Source organism: Enterococcus sp. AZ009 (assembly GCF_050548785.1).
Lineage (GTDB): Bacteria > Bacillota > Bacilli > Lactobacillales > Enterococcaceae > Enterococcus_D > Enterococcus_D entomosocium.
Genome location: NZ_CP172960.1, coordinates 3,776,269 through 3,795,000 on the forward strand (window position 1 = coordinate 3,776,269; position 18,732 = coordinate 3,795,000).

At 44.9% G+C, this 18,732-nt stretch carries 19 protein-coding genes and 8 tRNA genes (1 of these 27 only partly in view); 2 read left to right on the forward strand and 25 right to left on the reverse strand.

Annotated features, from left to right (window positions below; translation table 11 throughout):
• Positions 1-75: 75 nt before the first annotated feature.
• A complete protein-coding gene (ispE, locus tag IGJ74_RS17815; RefSeq protein WP_086298909.1) occupies positions 76-927 on the reverse strand; it encodes a 4-(cytidine 5'-diphospho)-2-C-methyl-D-erythritol kinase in 852 nt (283 codons plus the stop codon).
• 174 nt (positions 928-1,101) lie between these two features.
• Here ispE and IGJ74_RS17820 point away from each other — a divergent pair, with 174 nt between their 5' ends.
• The gene (locus IGJ74_RS17820) at positions 1,102-1,509 is read left to right on the forward strand and encodes an Hsp20/alpha crystallin family protein (protein ID WP_034871953.1); all 408 of its coding nucleotides are present in this window, start codon (positions 1,102-1,104) and stop codon (positions 1,507-1,509) included.
• 56 nt (positions 1,510-1,565) lie between these two features.
• On the opposite strand, the gene IGJ74_RS17825 is transcribed toward IGJ74_RS17820, so the two are convergent.
• From IGJ74_RS17825 to IGJ74_RS17835, 3 genes are all read right to left on the reverse strand, one after another.
• The gene (locus tag IGJ74_RS17825; RefSeq protein ID WP_086298910.1) at positions 1,566-2,321 is read right to left on the reverse strand and encodes a DUF6681 family protein; all 756 of its coding nucleotides are present in this window, start codon (positions 2,319-2,321) and stop codon (positions 1,566-1,568) included.
• A gap of 8 nt (positions 2,322-2,329) precedes the next feature.
• The gene (locus IGJ74_RS17830; protein WP_061053506.1) at positions 2,330-2,764 is read right to left on the reverse strand and encodes a hypothetical protein; all 435 of its coding nucleotides are present in this window, start codon (positions 2,762-2,764) and stop codon (positions 2,330-2,332) included.
• 181 nt (positions 2,765-2,945) lie between these two features.
• The gene (locus tag IGJ74_RS17835; RefSeq protein ID WP_061053507.1) at positions 2,946-3,497 is read right to left on the reverse strand and encodes a hypothetical protein; all 552 of its coding nucleotides are present in this window, start codon (positions 3,495-3,497) and stop codon (positions 2,946-2,948) included.
• A 124-nt stretch (positions 3,498-3,621) separates the two neighbouring features.
• On the opposite strand from IGJ74_RS17835, the gene IGJ74_RS17840 reads away from it, so the two are divergent.
• Entirely contained in the window at positions 3,622-4,134 is a 513-nt protein-coding gene (locus tag IGJ74_RS17840; protein WP_008381689.1) for a type 1 glutamine amidotransferase domain-containing protein, read from the forward strand.
• A gap of 135 nt (positions 4,135-4,269) precedes the next feature.
• Here the strand turns inward: IGJ74_RS17840 and IGJ74_RS17845 are convergent, their stop codons facing one another.
• The 21 genes from IGJ74_RS17845 to IGJ74_RS17945 form a co-directional block, all read right to left on the reverse strand.
• The gene (locus IGJ74_RS17845; protein ID WP_005232957.1) at positions 4,270-4,569 is read right to left on the reverse strand and encodes a hypothetical protein; all 300 of its coding nucleotides are present in this window, start codon (positions 4,567-4,569) and stop codon (positions 4,270-4,272) included.
• Between the two features lie 175 nt (positions 4,570-4,744).
• Positions 4,745-5,893: a mannitol-1-phosphate 5-dehydrogenase gene (locus IGJ74_RS17850; RefSeq protein WP_005232956.1), complete on the reverse strand. Its 1,149-nt coding sequence runs from the start codon at positions 5,891-5,893 to the stop codon at positions 4,745-4,747.
• Between the two features lie 22 nt (positions 5,894-5,915).
• Positions 5,916-6,353, reverse strand: a complete 438-nt coding sequence (locus IGJ74_RS17855; RefSeq protein WP_008381683.1) for a PTS sugar transporter subunit IIA — start codon at positions 6,351-6,353, stop codon at positions 5,916-5,918.
• Between the two features lie 15 nt (positions 6,354-6,368).
• Complete coding sequence (locus IGJ74_RS17860; protein WP_087664444.1) at positions 6,369-8,141, reverse strand: PTS mannitol transporter subunit IICBA; 1,773 nt, start codon at positions 8,139-8,141, stop codon at positions 6,369-6,371.
• A 316-nt stretch (positions 8,142-8,457) separates the two neighbouring features.
• Entirely contained in the window at positions 8,458-8,892 is a 435-nt protein-coding gene (locus IGJ74_RS17865) for a PTS sugar transporter subunit IIA (RefSeq protein ID WP_005232954.1), read from the reverse strand.
• 12 nt (positions 8,893-8,904) lie between these two features.
• On the reverse strand, positions 8,905-10,935 hold the full coding sequence (locus IGJ74_RS17870) for a PRD domain-containing protein (protein WP_218193381.1): 2,031 nt from the start codon (positions 10,933-10,935) through the stop codon (positions 8,905-8,907).
• Positions 10,916-12,664 (reverse strand): PTS sugar transporter, encoded by a 1,749-nt coding sequence (locus tag IGJ74_RS17875; RefSeq protein WP_218193382.1) that lies wholly within the window; start codon positions 12,662-12,664, stop codon positions 10,916-10,918. Before IGJ74_RS17875 ends, IGJ74_RS17870 begins: the two co-directional genes overlap by 20 nt.
• Positions 12,665-12,733: 69 nt before the next feature.
• Positions 12,734-14,095 (reverse strand): NlpC/P60 family protein, encoded by a 1,362-nt coding sequence (locus IGJ74_RS17880; protein WP_086316711.1) that lies wholly within the window; start codon positions 14,093-14,095, stop codon positions 12,734-12,736.
• Between the two features lie 185 nt (positions 14,096-14,280).
• The gene (gene mreD, locus IGJ74_RS17885) at positions 14,281-14,790 is read right to left on the reverse strand and encodes a rod shape-determining protein MreD (protein WP_005232950.1); all 510 of its coding nucleotides are present in this window, start codon (positions 14,788-14,790) and stop codon (positions 14,281-14,283) included.
• A gap of 2 nt (positions 14,791-14,792) precedes the next feature.
• On the reverse strand, positions 14,793-15,650 hold the full coding sequence (gene mreC, locus IGJ74_RS17890; RefSeq protein ID WP_005232949.1) for a rod shape-determining protein MreC: 858 nt from the start codon (positions 15,648-15,650) through the stop codon (positions 14,793-14,795).
• A 143-nt stretch (positions 15,651-15,793) separates the two neighbouring features.
• Positions 15,794-16,426 carry a thiamine diphosphokinase gene (locus tag IGJ74_RS17895; protein WP_016612034.1) on the reverse strand — a complete coding sequence of 211 codons (633 nt, stop codon included), beginning with the start codon at positions 16,424-16,426 and terminating at the stop codon, positions 15,794-15,796.
• Entirely contained in the window at positions 16,427-17,080 is a 654-nt protein-coding gene (gene rpe, locus IGJ74_RS17900; RefSeq protein ID WP_005232947.1) for a ribulose-phosphate 3-epimerase, read from the reverse strand.
• 9 nt (positions 17,081-17,089) lie between these two features.
• The gene (gene rsgA / locus IGJ74_RS17905) at positions 17,090-17,974 is read right to left on the reverse strand and encodes a ribosome small subunit-dependent GTPase A (protein ID WP_086332823.1); all 885 of its coding nucleotides are present in this window, start codon (positions 17,972-17,974) and stop codon (positions 17,090-17,092) included.
• A 102-nt stretch (positions 17,975-18,076) separates the two neighbouring features.
• Positions 18,077-18,150: transfer RNA gene (locus IGJ74_RS17910), tRNA-Pro, on the reverse strand.
• Between the two features lie 30 nt (positions 18,151-18,180).
• Positions 18,181-18,254, reverse strand: a tRNA-Arg gene (locus tag IGJ74_RS17915).
• Between the two features lie 11 nt (positions 18,255-18,265).
• A tRNA-Leu gene (locus tag IGJ74_RS17920) sits at positions 18,266-18,351 on the reverse strand.
• Positions 18,352-18,369: 18 nt separating this feature from the next.
• A tRNA-Gly gene (locus IGJ74_RS17925) sits at positions 18,370-18,441 on the reverse strand.
• 10 nt (positions 18,442-18,451) lie between these two features.
• A tRNA-Thr gene (locus IGJ74_RS17930) sits at positions 18,452-18,524 on the reverse strand.
• A 7-nt stretch (positions 18,525-18,531) separates the two neighbouring features.
• Positions 18,532-18,613, reverse strand: a tRNA-Leu gene (locus IGJ74_RS17935).
• Between the two features lie 14 nt (positions 18,614-18,627).
• Positions 18,628-18,700: transfer RNA gene (locus tag IGJ74_RS17940), tRNA-Lys, on the reverse strand.
• 3 nt (positions 18,701-18,703) lie between these two features.
• Positions 18,704-18,732 (reverse strand) — tRNA-Val (locus tag IGJ74_RS17945) (it continues 44 nt past the right edge of the window).

Sequence of the window (18,732 nt, forward strand, 5' to 3'; positions counted from 1 at the left end):
CTTTACTATTGAACTGGATTTTATAGAAGGAATGCAAAAAAACACAGGCGAATCCAGCCTGTGTCCTTGACTCATTCATTTCAATGTACGTACAAGATAAACCTCGTCGCAGAACCCTTTTAAGGCATTGTAGACCCGCTGTGCCCGTGAATATTTTTGACAAAGAGCAAAAACAGTCGGTCCGCTGCCGGTCATCAAGGCAACATCGGCACCATATTTCATCATGCGATCTTTGATCTGTTGGACGATCGGATACTTCGGGATCGTGATGGCTTCTAGGCTATTGCCCATGGCAGCGATCATAGCCGAGTAGTCTTCGGCTAAGACGGCGGCAGACAATGCTGCGATATCTGGATGGTGCAGTTGGTCTAGCTCGACTTCTTGAAAGATTTTCCCCGTTGAAACACTCAGACGAGGTTTGACTAAGATGACCCAACATTGCGGCATCGGCCGCAGCGGCGTCACCAGCTCCCCTTTTCCTGCAATATGAGCAGTGGTCCCATACAGACAATAGGGAACATCAGTACCAACTTCCATACCAATATCGATCAGCTCTGCCATGGAAAGATCCAAGTCCCAAAGGCGAACCATCCCCCGCAACGCTGCCGCACAATCCGTACTGCCACCCCCTAACCCAGCTGCCACCGGGATATTCTTGGTGATGCGAATGCGGATGCCTTTTTTGATACTATAGCGTTTTTTTAAAATACTGGCGGCCTGATAGACATTATTGCGTTTATCGATCGGTAAAAAAGCTTTGTTGGTTTCTACAATGATCTTATCTTCTGCTATCTCTTCCATTATCAGACGGTCGGCTAGATCAACACTAGACATCACCATTTCCAACTCATGGTAGCCGTCTGTTCTTTTCTCTAACACATCGAGACCGAGGTTGATCTTAGCTGGCGCTTTTTCAATAATCTCCATCTTCATTCATCCAATCATCTGATAGTTATTTAGTTCTATCATAGCAGATTCTTATAAGATAGTTGAGTGATTTCTCTTGTTTTTATGATTGTTGCCATTTTGGTTGCCCTTTGGCTTGGTTCCTCGTAAAATAGAGGTACCAACTCAATGGATAAAAGAAAGCGGGGGAACCACATGGCAAATTTGATTCCAAGAGATTTAGCAGGCGGCGAAGAACTATTAGGCAAATTAATGAACAGTTTTTGGCAAGAACGACAAATGAACACGGACATTAAAGAATACGAAGACAAGTATCTCGTTCAAGCAGATTTACCCGGCATCAAGAAAGAAAACATCCGCGTCAGTTACGTCAACAATACCTTGACGATTTCAGCGGCTCAAACGGAGACCACTGAAACCGAGGATGATTTCGGACATTATTTGCGCAAAGAACGCTCCAGCAGTGCCTATCAACGGACCTTCACCATCACAGACATTGATGACGAGTCCATCAAAGCAGTGTTTGAAGACGGCGTTTTGACCCTGACTTTACCGAAAGCTAGCTACAAAGACGCACCTGCAAAAAACATTCCGATCGAATAACCGAGATACCAAAAAGGCAGTCCCTTCAGAGAACGCTCTGGGGGAACTGCCTTTTCTTATTTGCGTGCTTGTCGTCGATATGCCTGTCTTGAGGTCTGTGGTTCTTCTTCGGAGACCTCTTTTTTGACGTACAATTTCAAACTGTAGGGTTCATGGTATTTGACATCATTTTTGACAAAATCACCGCCAGTGATAAATAAGCCCACTGGCTCTAAAGGTTGCTTGCCGGTCCATTGAATCGTGCCGACTTTCGTCATCTCCGTGTAGCTGGTCCCGATCTGCAATACGTACTCGTTTTTCCCTTGCTGTTTGACAAAATAGTAAGGGTACAAGGTATTTTTCGGGATCGTAAAGCCGTTGGATGACGGTTTGATCGCCAATTCTTCTTGAGCGATCAAGGTCTGCAAATGATTCGCCAATACCAGCTGATAGTCTTCTTCAAAATCGATCACCGCTTTTTCAGTCGTCAAACGATCAATGTCGGTGGTGCTGATAGTTTCCCCTTCAATATTGAAGACTTCATCCGGCAAGACTTTGACAAAGGTCTGAGTGACATCGAACTTCATATTTTTATTCAAGAAATAATAGAAGATATTCAGTACCCAAAAATAGACTAAGACCAAAAAGCCGATCGTATAAAGGATCGCTTGAAAATAGTTTTGGTTCGCAAACATTCCATAGACGATCCGCAAAATATACGCCGTTGGAATGATACTGAGGATGGTATAGGCGCGATTCAAGTATTTGGGACTGATGTCAAGATAGCCCAAAAATTTGTGGATGCCGTTGATTAAATCTAAAATAAGCGTCATTTTCTCACCTACTCATTTCCTTGATTCTCATCCATGATCCCTTGTGGATCTGGCGTGGTTTCTTCACTTGAAGAAGGCGTTTCTTGATTGTTTTCCGGTGTCGCCGGTGAAACACTCTCATCGCTTGATGGTGTCGTTTCTGTCGGCACCGAAGAAGACGGGGTCGTTTCTGGTGTTACTACTTCACTGCTGGATGACGGTGTGTTCTGCTGGTCATCGTTCGTCGGTTGTGAGTCCGTGCTAGCAGGTGTTTGATTTTGACTGTCTTCCGTTATCGAAGACGGTGTGCTTTCACTTGGTGCTTGTTCGGTCGTTTCTGTCGTTTCCGTCGCACGACTTGGTTGGCGGTAACTGCCTGAATTCACCACGCCGGTGGCAGTGGCAATGATCGTTGATATCGTTAAAAGTGCAATTGGTTTTAAAATAGGCGGGACTTTTCGCATGATTCTCATCCTTTTCTTACCCGATTCTGCCCATCGGCAGTCTCGGTTCCTTCAGCCTCTTCTTACCTTTATAATCGTTTCTGACAAAAGGGTCAAGATTCCCGAGGCTTCTGTCGCAGGATTTAAAAAAAACTAAACATGTAACTGTTTTCACAAGAAATAACGACGACAGTTGCCGCCGCTACACAAGGTATTCATAAAACTTTTCAAAGGTCAGGTGCAACGTGCCATGGTAATCCCGTAAAAGGGCGGGCAATGCGATTACTTCTTCATGTTGGATCGGGGCATCGATTTGAATCACCGCTTGCTCATCATCCAGATAGTAGGAACTAAACAGCTCATCATCGGTGATTTCTTCTAATTGATTGGTCAGCTCTTCATAAAACTTTTCTACGATCGGTTCTGCCAACTCATCAAAGACCGGCTGCAAGGCTGCCTCTACAGCTGGAAAAGGCTGTGCGAGTAATTGCTGTCCGCTGAGGGAACGCCGGGTATTCTCATAGGTCAAATAAAGCAGGTCGAAATAATCCTCTTCTTCCCCGATCGCTTCTAGCGTCAAAAGGGCTTTTTCTACCAATGAAACCAAGGACGAGGATACCTCTTGATGCATCACCGCATCGACTTTTTCAAATAGTTGCTGTTTCTCGATGACAAATGTTTCTTCCATAAAAGTGAATTCCGCTTTTTCAAAGCAAAGGGGGGTATCAGAGATAAATAGTTGGATCGTTGCCATGGCGTTGCCTTCTTTCTTTTTCAAGCTGTAGACAAACAGATGATTTGTCAACAGCGAAAATCTTCGTTAGCATAAATAATAGCAGGTGAACAAATTGTTCATCAAGTAATAAGGAGGAGATCGAATGAGTAAAGTTGCTGTTATTGTCACTGATCTAGTTGAAGATGTTGAATTGACGTCACCAAAAGAAGCACTGGAAGCGGCCGGACATGAAGTAGTCGTTATTAGTAATGAAGGCGCCGAGACCGTAAAAGGCAAACAAGGTGGAACGTTTCCCGTTGATGCGGCCATCGATACGATCGATCCCGCCAGTTTTGATGCTTTGTTGATCCCAGGCGGTTTCTCCCCTGACCAATTACGGACCGATGAGCGCTATGTGTCATTGACGAAAGACTTTTTGACATCTGATCGTCCCGTCTTTGCCATTTGCCACGGCCCACAACTGTTTATCCAAACAGGACTGACGAAAGATTTGACCTTGACGGCTTATGATTCTGTGCGACCAGATTTAGCCTACGCAGGTGCCACTGTCAAAGATGAGCCCGTCGTGATCGACGAAACCTATCGGTTGATCACCAGCCGAAACCCAGATGACTTAGATGCCTTCAATCAAGCCATTACCGAGGCATTGAACTAACCACGAATAAGACTTGGTTTCTTAGAGAAAAAAAGCCGCCAGTTGCAGCGTTCGATCCTTCGTATCGATCGAGCTGCAGCTGAGCGGTTTTTTCTTGCGTAGCTTTTCAGTTTTCAGTGAATGGCTTTTTTCCTGTTACTCGTCAGAGGGCAACTCAAAACCATCGAAGGTCTCGCCATCATAGTAGCGCAATAATTCTTCCGTCGATAATAAGGAAGACGTCATTTCTTCCTGCGCCTCATTGACCTCTCGAAGTTGGGCAAGGTAAGCCGCGTAGGCTTCTGCCAACTGCCGGTAAACAGCTTGCCGCGATGTTCCTTCCCCTTGGATCGTCGGCAATTCACGGATAAAAGCCCGATAGACGGGGCGGTTTTCCTGCCATTCGATCGGCAACTCAATTACTTGAAGCTGGGCTTCTTCAAACCATCGTTCCATTGCTCTCCCTCATTTCTTTTCTTATTATCGTCAAGTTGGCAGCAAAGGTCAATCGGTGAGCAAAAAAACACAGAACAAGCAGATAAATTGCCGCATCCGTAAAAGCTAGCCCAACAAGCGAGCTTTTGCGGATAGGTCAATTTCTTTCAACGCTTGTTCTGTGTGTTACTCGTTTTTATGCAGCAACATACGCATATTTTTCAATGTTTTGTCGGATCGTTTCAATCATGTCTTCATCTTGTAAGCCAGTGATTTCTGCAATGACTTCCGGTAGTGATTTTTCATCCAAAAGTGCTTGTAACTGTTGGCTTTGCTCATCTTCAGGGTCTTTGTAGTTGAAGATCATGCCGATCGTTTCATAGAGATGATCTGGCTGCATGTTGCGTTTTTCTAACTCAAGGACTGGTCGGATAAAGCGTTCTTCGGTCCCTAATTTGCGGACAGGTGTCCGTGCCACCCGAGTGATAGCATCGGAAATGTGTTTGTTTTTAAAGCGTTGGATGATTTTTTCGATATACCGTTCATGTTCTTCAGGATCAAAGGCCCATTTCTCAATTAAAAGTCGGCCAGTTTCTTCGAGAACGGATTTTAATTGGATCACCACTAAATGGTCCTGCATCGCTTCATCGATCGTCTGATAGCCTTGGAGGGCGCCTGTGTACGCTACCGTGGCATGACCCGTATTGACACTGAATAATTTCCGTTCAATATACGGTTCCAGGTCCGCCACATAATGGACCCCTTGCAGATGGATCGAGGATTTCATCCCTGACTCTTGGATCACCCATTCGCAGAAGGGTTCTACTTGAACGAATAAGGGATCTTCATGGTGCTGCAGCGGTACGATGCGATCCACCGCTGCATCTGGAAAACCAACCGTCGCTTCCAACGCTGACCAATCCGCAATGTATTTTTGCACTTCGCTTTTTAAAAAGGTCGATCCGCCGATCATATTCTCACAGGCGATCACATCAATGGCTGGCTTGTCTGGGTGTTGCTGACGTGCTTCTAAGCCTTTGGCGATCAGCTCAGCGATATGCGGCAAAATGTTGGGACCAATGGCGGTCGTAAGGATGTCTGCCTCGGCGATCGCTTGGATCACCGCTTCTGGTTCTTTGGCATTGTTCAATCCTGTCACATGCTCGATGTGGATCTGTTCTTGGGTCTCATCGGCTAATTCGATGGTATACCCTTGTCTTGCTTTTAAGGCGTCAATGATCGTTTCATTGACATCAATAAATGTGATTTCAAAGTTGTTGGCAGCCAATATCTCGCCGATAAAGCCGCGACCAATATTACCTGCACCAAAGTGAACTGCCTTCATGTCTTGTCTCCTCCTTAAATCCTTATGCTACGGTCAAACTTTGGGCGATTTCTTCTTTATCCAAAGCATCCGCCAATTCGACGACGTTATCGATATCACTGCAAAAGAGGGCGATTTGTTGGACCAATTGCAGATGATCTTCCCCTTTGCCCGCGATGCCGAAAAGAACGGTGACGATTTTTTCTTCGTCCGCGGTACCGAAATTCACGCCATCAGGTACTTGCACGATACAGATACCTGATTTTTTGACGTATTTTTTGGCTTCATCCGTGCCGTGAGGAATCGCAATAAAGTTCCCCATATAGACTGAGAGCATCTCGTCACGCTCAAGCATGGCTTCGACGTATTCTTCTTCCACACAGCCTGCCGCCAGCAATTTTTCGCCGCAGTAACGAATGGCTTCTTCTTTGGTCGCAAATTGTTTGTTCAATTCAATCATGTCTTTTTCTAATACTTGCATTCGGCTCATCCTTTCTTAATTCGCTGCTTTGATCGATGCCACGATCCGTTGATAGTTCGTCGTTCCCATCAGATTATTAACGGATAGGTGGATCGCTTCTGGCGCTGAAGTTTGCGCTTGCGGCGTTAAGGCTTCTTTTGTGATCACCAGGGAAGAGGCGTTGGCATGGAGATCATTGATATGGCTTTTTCTGATCGGCATCGTCAGAGCTTCTTTGGCTAAAAGATCTTGGAAGACTTTCTGAGCCATCGTTGCCGAACCTTTGCGGTCATCGTGGGCCAAAATGATTTCACTGACTTGCTTAAGGTCATTGGCGGAAGGAACATCTGCCTGGTTGCCTGCTTCAGACTTTTTTTCTGACTCCCCCGCTGTCTTCGTCCCTGACAATGTGGCTACGATTTCATCGTACCGTGGAGAGTTCAGGAAATTTTCAACCGCGACGAAGGTCGCATTTGGCGCTTTTTGTTTGGCACGTTCTTGCAATTCTTCTTGAGTGACGATCAGCGTATTGGCATCGTCCGTTAAATTATTGATGGCGGAATTCGAGACATTTTGTGGAAGACCCGCTTCTTTGACTTTTTTACGTAAGATCGATGCCCCCATAGCACTGGAGCCCATGCCTGCATCACATGCGAAGATGATACGATTGATGCCAGTCATTGGTTGAGCCGCCAAGCCTTTTGAGCTAAGTTTTGCTGCTTGCGTTTGTTGTACTTTTTCTTCAAAATTATCCACCGTATCCTTCGCATCCGCTTTCAAGATCGCGGCAGCGACGATAAAGGACACACCTGCTCCTACGGCAATTCCGGCTAAGACAGAAACGACACTCATCACCGAGTTGAATGGCGTCATTGCTAAGATCGCAATGATCGAACCTGGGGAAGCGGGTGCCCGTAAGCCTGCACCTAGCAATTGGAAGGTAAAGCTTCCTGATACACCGCCGGCAATCACTGCTAAGAACATCAATGGTTTCATCATGACGTATGGGAAGTAGATCTCATGGATCCCACCGATAAAGTGAATGATGATCGCTCCAGGTGCCGAAGATTTCGCTGCTCCTTTTCCGAAGAAAGTGAAGGCTAGCAAGACTCCTAAACCAGGCCCAGGATTGGCTTCTAACAAGTAAAGAATCGATTTCCCAAATTCGCTGACTTGCTCAGTACCTAGTGGTGTCAAAATTCCATGGTTGATGGCATTGTTTAAGAATAGGATTTTTGCTGGTTCAATAAAAATATTGGCTAATGGAATCAAGTGGGCATTGACGATCACTTCTACCCCTGCTGCCATTGCTTCTGTCAAGGTATTAACAACTGGCCCGATTGCTACAAAGCCCAGTAATGCTAAGGCAAAGCCGATCAAACCTGATGAAAAGTTGTTGACCAACATTTCAAAGCCAGCGCGAACTTTTTCTTGGAAGATCTCGTCAAATTTCTTGATGACCCAACCGCCTAAAGGACCCATGATCATCGCACCTAATAGCATTGGGATATCCGTTCCGACGATGACCCCCATCGTCGCGATCGCCCCAACCACGGCCCCGCGGTCGCCAGCAATCACTTTCCCGCCGGTATACCCGATCAAGATTGGGATCAAATACGTTAGCATTGGACCGACCATCGTTGCAAAGGCTTCATTTGGTAGATACCCATCTGGAATAAATAATGCCGTTAATACACCCCATGCAATCAATGCGCCGATATTTGGCATCACCATACTCGACAACGTACTGCCTAATTTTTGAACTTTTGCTTTTACTGATGATTTGGCTGCTTTTTGTGTCTGTTCCATTTTTTTCTCTCCTCTCGTCTGCTTACACCCTTATTGTAGGCGCTTCCCAAAACGGTCGAAAGTCGTACTTTGGCACAAAAAACTGTGCCAAAACTTGTAGCCAAACGGATAGAACAAAAAAAGGCGAGTAGCCCCTGCACTCGCTTATTTTTGTTATGTTTCACGTGGAGCATTTCTATCTGGTTTTTACCAAAACACAAAAAAAAAACGTGTACCCGCTCCTTCTACACAAGGTAGAAAGAGCGAGTACACGGAGGCAGCTCATTCACTCATTTCGTTCGTTTCTCTTGTTACAAGCCAGTCTGCTGCTGACCGCTTATTCTTCTGCCAGCAAAATCTGTTGGATCTCTTCAACCGATTCGGCATCACTAAGCGCCCGAACATTTTGCATATCGGAACAAAAAAAGGCGATTTCTTGCAAAACAGCTAATTGCTGCTCTTTTAGGACGACTACGAAAAGGATCGTAGCGATTTTGGGTTGCTCCTTCGTGCCGAAGTCGACGCCATCCGGCACTTGGATCAAAAAGAGCCCTTCTTCCTTGATCCATTGTTGGGCTTCTTCTTCCGCATGGGGCAATGCAACAAAGTTACCGATATAAACACCTGTTTTTTGATGGCGCCGCAAAAGGCTTTTGACATAAGGTAAAGAGACGATCTCCTGGTTGACTAAGTACTCGCCAATTTTTGTCAGAGCCTCTGTGGCATCGGTAAAGTGTTGATCCAACAAAATCCGCTCCTGTGGAATATACATCGCTGATCCCTCCTATTGTTTTACTTCTTCAATCAAGAGCGAAGAGAGTAACTGATAAATAATCGAATCATTGCCGGAATTAAAAATCTCCGTATTTAGATCATTCATAATGATCGAACCACTGATCTTCCCTAACATCTGAGAGCTTGTTTCATTGATAGGATAGGGCGCCAGCATGACTAATAAACGGGTAACAGCGATTTCTTTTTTATCCATCGCTAGAAGTGGCAGCGGCTGTTTCAAATCGAAAATACGAAAAACAGGTTGCAGGATCGCCGTACTCGCCGCGTGAAACAAGGCAAAGTGGGTGTCAGGAATGCCCACTGGCGCTTGAAAGTAGCGCCGTAAGAGACGATCAACGACTTTCTCACGATCCAAAACAACATGCTCATCAAAAAACGTCAGCACCAGCTGCAACGTTTCTTCCAAGTCCGCTGGGTTATCAATGACCTGCACTTGAAACAGCGCCAATAGCTGGTTAATGGCTTCGATAAAAGCCAAGACCGCTTCATAGGATTCCTCTTTGACCAAAGCAGAGGGCGCTTTTTTGGCGGAACGTTTTTTCTGACTAATGGCTTGGAAGGCCTTCTTCAACTCTTGAATGTCTTCTTCTAGCAGGATCGGTGAAACGAGTTTGTATTCTCCTTGATACCCTGGCAGCAATGAAGTCGAGATCACCAAGTCATAGGTCTCCTCGATATTTTCCCGTTTGACATCCCCCACTCGAAAGAAGGTGATTTGATTGATAAAGGGAAAATGTTTCCGCAGCTGCATCTCTAACAAACTGATGGAGGCTAATCCGCTAGGAGAGATCCCTGCAATATTGACTTCTAACACTTTCGGATTTTTTTCCAACGAATTGGCAAAATGCAGGACCATATAAGCGATTTCTTCTTCCGAGAACTGCTGCTGCGGAAAGACTTGCGGCAGATGATTGCGAATCCCGCTGGCGATCTCGACATACTGGTTCATGATTTTTTCTAGGATAGGGTTGTTCAAATGATCTTCTTCTAAAATCGCCCGCGTCATTACTCCTGAGATATGGGTCAGCAGCATTTTATACAAGTTCGTGTCTTCATAAAATGCCACTTCCGTTTGCTCACTGACCAATTCGATCAAGCGTTTTACACGATAAGCCAAGTCGGTGTCAAAATTGTCATCAAAAAAATCACGATCAAAGGAATTGGCAAAATCACCTAGTAACACGGCAAAAAAGACGATTTCGTTGATGGAATAAAGCAGTTTGGTCTTTTCGGCGATCTGAGCAAAAATCTTTTTCGCCACCTTCAGCAAGTCTTTGTTGATCTGACTCGGGTACGTCTCTTCTTCCACCGTATAGCCCAAAGCTACCCGATCCATGGCTAGCGCCAGCATCAAGACGATAAAGGCTAATTTGCGGTCACTAAGTTCCTTGAATTGGGGTTCGATGGTTTCCCGAATCAACCGCTGGGCTAGCAATAGATGGTCGCGGGACAGAAATTGAAAAATAAACGGGGCTTCATCATCGGTTTCCAGTAAATGGAAAAATTGGTATTCATTGATCTCCATCACTAGTGTATTGGCTGTGATCAACCGCCGATACTTTTCGGAGCCTTCGATCTCATACCCTTGATTGCGCACGATCCTTAACGGCAGCCGTGCGAGACTCTCTTCAAGCTGTTTGATGTCTGAAAAAAACGTCGTATTGCTGATTTGGTAACGCTCCAAGAAAAAATGACTGGATACAGGCTTCGTGGCGGTAGTCAGTTGCAACAAAATACGGTGTTGCCGCTCACTAGCCGCGAATTCTTGATCGGTATCTGCCATAATGGCTTCTTGTAATTGGCGAATGCTCGTTTCTGATGCAAAAATTTGGAAATGACCACGACCGACCTTCTCTAAGGTAGCACCTACTGTTTCCAGGGATTTTTCTAGATTAGCCAGTTCACGGTACACCGTTCGTTTACTGACTTTTAAGACTTGCATCATGCGATCTAAAGAAACCGGACCGGTACTATTCATCAATTCCGTTAATAAAAGTGTTTCACGATTGGTCAAAAACATAGTCGACTCCTTCTGTCAGTAACTGACGATACGCATCTGTCGTCAATAAATCATCCACCACCAGTAAAGGAACATCTGGGATCGAGCACTTTTCTACAAGTTCTTTCGGGAGGATATAGATTGCCGTAGGATCAAGAGCTTGTCCTTCATATGCCATTTTTTTGATGGTCAAAGGAAGCGCTTGTTGGCGGGCCATTTTTCTTAGTATCTCCACTGCCATCGTTTGTGAACCGCGTTTTTTTCCAGTATACAAAAAGATGATCGTTGAAAACCCTAGCGAACTTGCTGCCTCGGTTTGTAGCGATTTTTGCGGATCCTGTTCTCTTCTTTGTAATTCTTGGATCAGCGGAGCATACTCATCTGCCGCCAAAAAATTATCTAGCACATAATGCTGTGCGTGTGGTGTCTGTTTTTGGGCAATAGCTGCTAATTCCCGTTGGGTGATCACTAACAGCTTGGGATCATCCGTCACACGATAAATCGACTGATAGCGGACAGGAAACGTTAGCTGGGCTTCTTCTAACTCTTTCTTTAGTATGCTGGCACCAATCGCACTGGACCCCATCCCTGCGTCACAGGCCACGACGATCTCCGTGACTTTCTTCATTTTCGGCATCTTACGCTCCTCATTTTCTGTATTGGTCTTCCGTTTTAATAGCACACTAACGATCGCAAACGATACGACCGTACTGACGACAATCCCAGTTAAGACACCAAGGATCATAGAAGCCGGTGTATTGAGCAAAATCGCCAAAATCGAGCCCGGGGACGCCGGTGCTCTCAAGCCTACTCCTAAAAATTGGAAGATCAGTGTACCGCTGAAACCACCAACGATCGGACCGAGCAACACCCAAGGATCGAGCAGAACAAACGGGAAATACACTTCATGAATCCCGCCAATGGCCTGCACAAAAATGGATGCTGCGGCATTCGTTCGGTTTCGCTTTGAACCAAAGAAAAGATACGCCGCTAAGACCCCTAATCCCGGACCGGGGTTGGCCTCGATCAAAAATAAAACCGACTGACCGTTAACTGCCGCGGCTTCGATTCCTAGCGGCGTAAATAGTCCATGGTTGACAATATTATTAAAAAACAAAACTTTCAATGGTTCTACAATGATATGAATAAAGGGCAAGACATTTTGCCGAACGAAATAATCAACGAGCTGATAGCTGCCGAGACTGAACCAATTAAAAAGCGGCGCCAATAGGAAATAACTACCTAAAAAAAGGAGTCCGCCAAGCGCACCTGCAATAAAATTGCGCACCAGCATCTCATAGCCACTTTTGACCTTACTCACGAACGAATCACTGCGATACAACAGCCAGCCTGCCAGTGGACCCAGTAGCATCGCCCCAAAGACTTGGGGAATATCCGTTGCGAGAATAGCCCCTAAGACCGCCACTGCTCCTACGACCCCACCTCGCTCAGGCGCCAACATTTGCCCACCTGTATAAGCAATCATGAGGGGCAGCAACACAGTCAAGACCCCTTGTTCCATTTGCTGGATCACTTGTTGATCGACTGAAAACAAAGGCAGCAGGAATGAAATCAGCATCCATGCAATAAAAATACTTAGATTCGGCATCATCATGCGAGAAAGATAATTCGTATAAAACTTAACCGTTATCATTTTTTCTCTGGAAGACGAGGTCTTGTTCATTTTATCCGCTTCCTTTCTCTTCTCTATTATAAGATGTTCTGGCAAGACTGAAAACAAAAAAAGCATACGTTTTTTAAAACAGAAATCAAAAAAAGCTGACGTAAAACGCCAGCTTTTGAAATAGCTTCAATTGATTTAGTTTACGCGCACCGCGAAATCTGGTGAGTAATAAGAGTAACTGCTGACAGAAACATTTTGACCAGGTGTTGGTGCATGAACGTATTGTCCGTTACCCATAGCGATCGCCACGTGGTGTGTGCTTCCGCGGCTACCCCAGAATAACAAGTCACCGGCTTTTGCTTCGTTGATCGAAATTACCGTACCGGAAAATTCTTGTGCGTAAGTTACCCGTGGTAATGAGATCCCAACTTTAGCAAATACATATTGTGTAAAGCCAGAACAGTCAAAGCCGTCTGGTGTCGTACCACCCCAAACATAAGGGGTACCAATGTATTTCATTGCTTCTGCTACGATTGCTGAACCATTGACCGTTTGTGCGGGTGCAGGAGTACTGCTTGAACCGTTGCTGCTATTATTTGATCCTTGGTTGTTATTGCTATTGTTATTATTGGCAGGTGTCGATGGTGTCGTATTTGCTGAACCGCTGCCTTGTGATGAACTGCCTTGCGTAGTATCAGTCGTCGTACTAGAATTTGTTGTGGCGCTTGATGTCGTTGAATTCGACGTTGAAGATTCGCTTGCTGCTGCTTCCTGAGTAGCTGCTTCAGCTGCTGCCGCTTCTTGAGCCGCTGCTTCTTGTGCTGCTTGTTCACGAGCTGCTGCTGCCGCCGCTTCTTCTGCAGCGATGCGAGCTTGTTCTGCTTCGTATTCTTCTTTTTGTTTTTCTAAATCAGCTTTTTCATCTTCTTTAGATGCTTGTTGAACAGCCAATTCCGCTTGCAAAACATTCAAATCAGCTTGTTTGGCTTGTAGATCCCCTAATTGTGTTTCTAATTCAAATTGGTTCGCTGCGATCTCTGCCAATTTATCGTCGTTTTCCGCTTTTTTCGCTTCAACTGCTTCTTGGTCTGCCTTTTGTTGATCTACAAGATCTTTGTTAGCATTGACGATCGTCGTCATTGCTTGCACACGGCCAATAGCATCTGTTAAAGAGTCAGCTTCTAATACTGCATCAATAAAGTTCGTGCTTTGTCCATTGACTTGAACATCACGAGCTTGTTTTTGGATCGCTTCTTCACGCTTTTCGATTCTGACTTTCAAATCGGCAATTTCTTGCTTCAACTTTTCAGAATCCGCACGCAAATCCCCTTGTTGTTGCAACAAAGTTTGGGCTTTTTCATTGATTGCAGTCACGTCGCTTTCAAGTGCTGCTACTTGTGACTGGATGCTCGCTTGCTGGTTTTGCAAGTCAGAGATCTCTTGATTTTTTTCTTCAATTTTATTGTCAAAATCTGATGCAAAGACAAGTGTCGGTGCTGCTGCAGAAGTAAGAACAATTGAACTTACTAACAATAAAGATAAAATTCGCTTTTTCACTCTTCATTCCTCCGGCTGTTGCTTCCCCTAATATGGTTTTTTTATGTATAAATGCTTAAGAATACCTAAAGTCCTTCACGATAGTGTGATTGTAACACAGCCGTATGTCAGAGAGATAAAAGGAATATTACAAAAACATTTCAATCGCTGTTATTTTTATACAGTCAAACGCAAAAAAAATGAAGCTATTCGTCTTTGAATAGCTTCATGAATGGAATGACTAAAAGGATAAACAAAAGGATGTTCAATAAAAGCGTTGGTGCTAAAAAGCGGGAAACAAAGAATGACGTGCTAACTGATGCGATCTTAAACAGCAATTGAACCCCCAATGTCACAACTTCTAAGCTTGTAACAAAGATGATCATTCCGAAAAACATGGTAAATACATTTTGATAAAGCGTATTTTTCAAAATATACATAATCCACACGATCAAGGGAAACGCCACCGTGTAGATGCCGATCACACCGACATAATACACGTCATAGAGACAGCCGATCACCAGCGCCGTGGTGATCAAAAAGTTTTTCGGCAAATACTTCGCGCCACATAAAAGGGCGATCAATAAAAGATGCGCACTGGCGATATAATTGTCTTGGGTCCATTTTTCCAAAAAACGCGTCAGTTGTCCATCTGCCAACATCATCAAAAAGAAGACGCCCGCTGCCAGGTATTTGATGTAGTCATGCTTTTTCATGGCTATTCCTCACCTGCCAAGCGTTTGATAATCGTTACTGCTTGAATATCATACATTTGGGCATACGGTTTTACAAATACTTGGGTATCAAGACCAAACTCATCTTTGGTGGTACGGATCACTGTTCCGATCGCTAAGTCGGCGGGCGAGTTTCCTCCTAATCCAGAGGTCTGCACGACATCGCCTTCCTTCAGCTCATTGTCCCCCGTCAATTGGGTGATGACTAAGGAACGTTCTTTTTGATCGTAACTACTTAGGATCCCAAAGTTTGACCCATCTTCGCCGCTGATCCGAACCGGATAATGGTTGGAATTCTGGTTTTCAGAAGTCAAAAGTTCAATTTTAGAAGAAGCTGCATTGACCTCAATGACACGACCAATCAAGCCTTTTTGCGACATGACTGCCATGTTGACCTCAACACCATCTCTTGAGCCGCGGTCCACGATCAGCATATCTTGCCAAGTATCAGGTGACCGATTGATGACATTGGCGGAGATCCGTTCATAATTCGTCAAGGTTGCATTCAGCTCTAGCTCTTCTTTCAAGGCATCGATTTCTCTTTGCGCATTGTCCTTCGCTTGTTCCAGTTCCTCAAAACTGTCCAATTTCTCTTTTAAACGTTCATTTTCTTCATAGGTCACAAACAAATTTTTGACTGAATTGGCACCATTTTCGATCCAACGAAAAGGAGCGGTAATCATTTTATCGATAAAGCCAACGGAGTCATTGACCGTAGATTGCACGGCATTGGTGGAGTTTCCCGCTGCTCGGCGGGCGATCGTCACGCTTAATACGGTGACAACTAAAATCACAATAATCAATGTGATGATAATATTTTTATTAGGATTAAACTTTTTCACAAAGACACCTCAAATAATTCCAAACTGTAGTTCCAATTTTACCATTAATACCCTGCAAACAAAAGCTAAGTTGTCCGTCTTAATGTTTTTTTTGTAATTAAGTTTCTGAAATTTTCAACAAAAAAAAAGAGACGTTCCGTCTCTTAATCACAACTTTGAATGACTGCTATCATCCCGCTGCTAAAGGAAAAACCTGCTGTTTGTGTCAGAAATTCATTGCTGGCATATGAAGTTGGGTACGGTACTTGGACGTTTTCTAATAAATACTTGCTACCTGTTAACGTCAAATCTGTTACCGGCGTCAAACAGCAATACGCCAAATACTGCATCCCGGGTTCTTTTTCCAATTGATAGGTGCCTGGTAAAAAGAACTGAACGACATTTTGACGATCTAAAAAACGCAGATTTGGGGCAAATGGACGAAACCGATCTTCTAAAACTAACCACAGATTGGCTAAAAGATGGTCAAGGCGTCCCCCCGTTGCACCAATCACGTCGATTTGCGCTTCTGGATAAAGACGCAACGTCTCAACCAATGCCAATTGGGTATCTGTATCATCTTTTTCAGCAGGGGCTTGGATCACTGTTTTAACTTGTTGTTTGACCGCTTGCAGTTCTGCTGCGGTCAGGGAGTCGAAATCACCGATTGCCAGATCGACTGGCCGTTGGTGCTGAAGCAAAAACAGGGCCCCACGATCAATTCCAATGTATTTATCATACGCCATCAACTGTGGCCAATTTTCAGGACTTCCACCTGCCGCTAACAAAATTTTCATTTACTGTAAAGCTTCTTTCAAGGCTCTGATTTGCGCCGCAGGTTCATCGGCATCGTAAATATAGCTTCCTGCTACAAAGACATTTGCGCCTGCTTCCAGGCAGCGTTTGGCTGTCTCAGGAACGATCCCGCCATCTACTTCGATATCATAATGGTAGCCTTTTTCTTCTTTTAAAGCAGCCAGCGCCGCAATTTTTTCCAGTGATTCTTCAATAAATGATTGCCCACCAAACCCTGGATTGACCGTCATAACTAACACTTGATCACACATGGATAAAACATGTTCAATGGCTGAAACTGGTGTGCCTGGGTTGATGACGATTTCTGCTTTGACATTTTCTGCCACAATCATTTGGATCGCACGATGGATATGAGGCGTTGCTTCCGCGTGGATACCAATGATATCTGCGCCAGCTTCCGCGAAGGCATGGATATACTTTTCTGGCTCGGTGATCATTAGATGAACATCCAACGGCAGCTTGGTAACTGGGCGAATCGCTTTAACGATGTTTGGGCCTAAGGTAATATTAGGGACGAAATGACCGTCCATCACGTCTACGTGAATGTAATCTGCGCCATGGCGTTCCACTAACTCAATGTCTCTTTGAAGATTTGCAAAATCGGCACTTAAAATAGATGGTGCTAGTTTCATCATGCTTTTCCCTCACTTTTTCTTCTTTTTATAAACCGGACGTCGGTTTTCAATCTCTTCTAAAAATTGCACGTAATTTTTGTAACGAGTTGCAGCAATCTCATTTGCTGCAACTCCCTGTTTCACTGCACAATCAGGTTCATTGAGGTGCATACACTCCCTAAAGCGGCAGTTGGAAGCTACTGCTAAAAAATCAGGGAAGAGCTTTGGTAACTCTACTGCTTCGATTTCCAGAAAATCGATCGAACTAAATCCTGGTGTATCGGCAACCAATCCATCACAAATCGGCAAGAGCTCCACATGACGGGTCGTATGTTTCCCCCGTCCGAGAGATTCTGAGATCACTCCTGTTTCCAATGCCAATTCCGGGACGATTCGATTCAATAGCGTAGACTTTCCAGCACCGGATTGCCCCATAAAGACAGTGATCCGCTCAGGGAAGTACCGTTGAAGTTCCAATAGATCTTCGCCTTCTGCTTTTGACGTGATCACGTGGTAGCCAATTGCTTGATAGGTCTCCTCAATTGCTTTCATTGCGGCAAGATCTTTCACAAGATCCGCTTTTGTCAAAAAGATGATCGGTTCGATCCCCTCATACTCTAAGGTCACCAAAAAGCGATCCAATAGATTATAGGAAAAGTTCGGCTCAACTAGACTTGTCACGACCACTCCTTGATCCACATTTGCGACTGGCGGTCGAACCAGCTCATTTTTTCGCGGCAAGATCTCTAAAAGATAGCCGTCTGTTTGATTGCTGCTTTCAAAAATCACTTCATCCCCAACCAAAGGAGTGATTTTTCGATTTCGAAAATTTCCTCGAGCGCGGGTTTGAAAGATTTCATCTTCTGATGCCACATAATAAAATCCGCTTAGCGCTTTGATGATTTGTCCCTTCAAACAATTTCCTCCTCGTTTTTTACTATTGTATCATATTTTCAGGTCTTCTCACTGGCTGAAAACACAAAAAAGCCTGAAGCGAATGCTTCAGGCATCAAAAAATCGGGAAGACAGGATTCGAACCTGCGACCCCTTGGTCCCAAACCAAGTGCTCTACCAAGCTGAGCTACTTCCCGATAATAAAAATGAAACAAATAAAAAGACTACGCGCCCAAGAGGAGTCGAACCCCTAACCTTTTGATCCGTAGTCAAACACTCTATCCAATTGAGCTATGGGCGCATATTATGAAATGCCGAGGACCGGAATCGAACCGGTACGGTGATCACTCACCGCAGGATTTTAAGTCCTGTGCGTCTGCCAGTTCCGCCACCCCGGCTGAAAATTGCTAAGGCAAAGCGGAAAACGGGGTTCGAACCCGCGACCCCCACCTTGGCAAGGTGGTGCTCTACCACTGAGCTATTTCCGCGTATTCCTGATGCCGGCTAAAGGACTTGAACCCTCGACCCTCTGATTACAAATCAGATGCTCTACCAACTGAGCTAAGCCGGCAATGAAGTGCGGGTGAAGGGACTTGAACCCCCACGCCCGAAGGCGCTAGATCCTAAATCTAGTGCGTCTGCCAATTCCGCCACACCCGCATAGGTTATTACTATGAGTCGTACAGGGCTCGAACCTGTGACCCTCTGATTAAAAGTCAGATGCTCTACCAACTGAGCTAACGACTCATATGGGGGTTAACGGGATCGAACCGCTGACC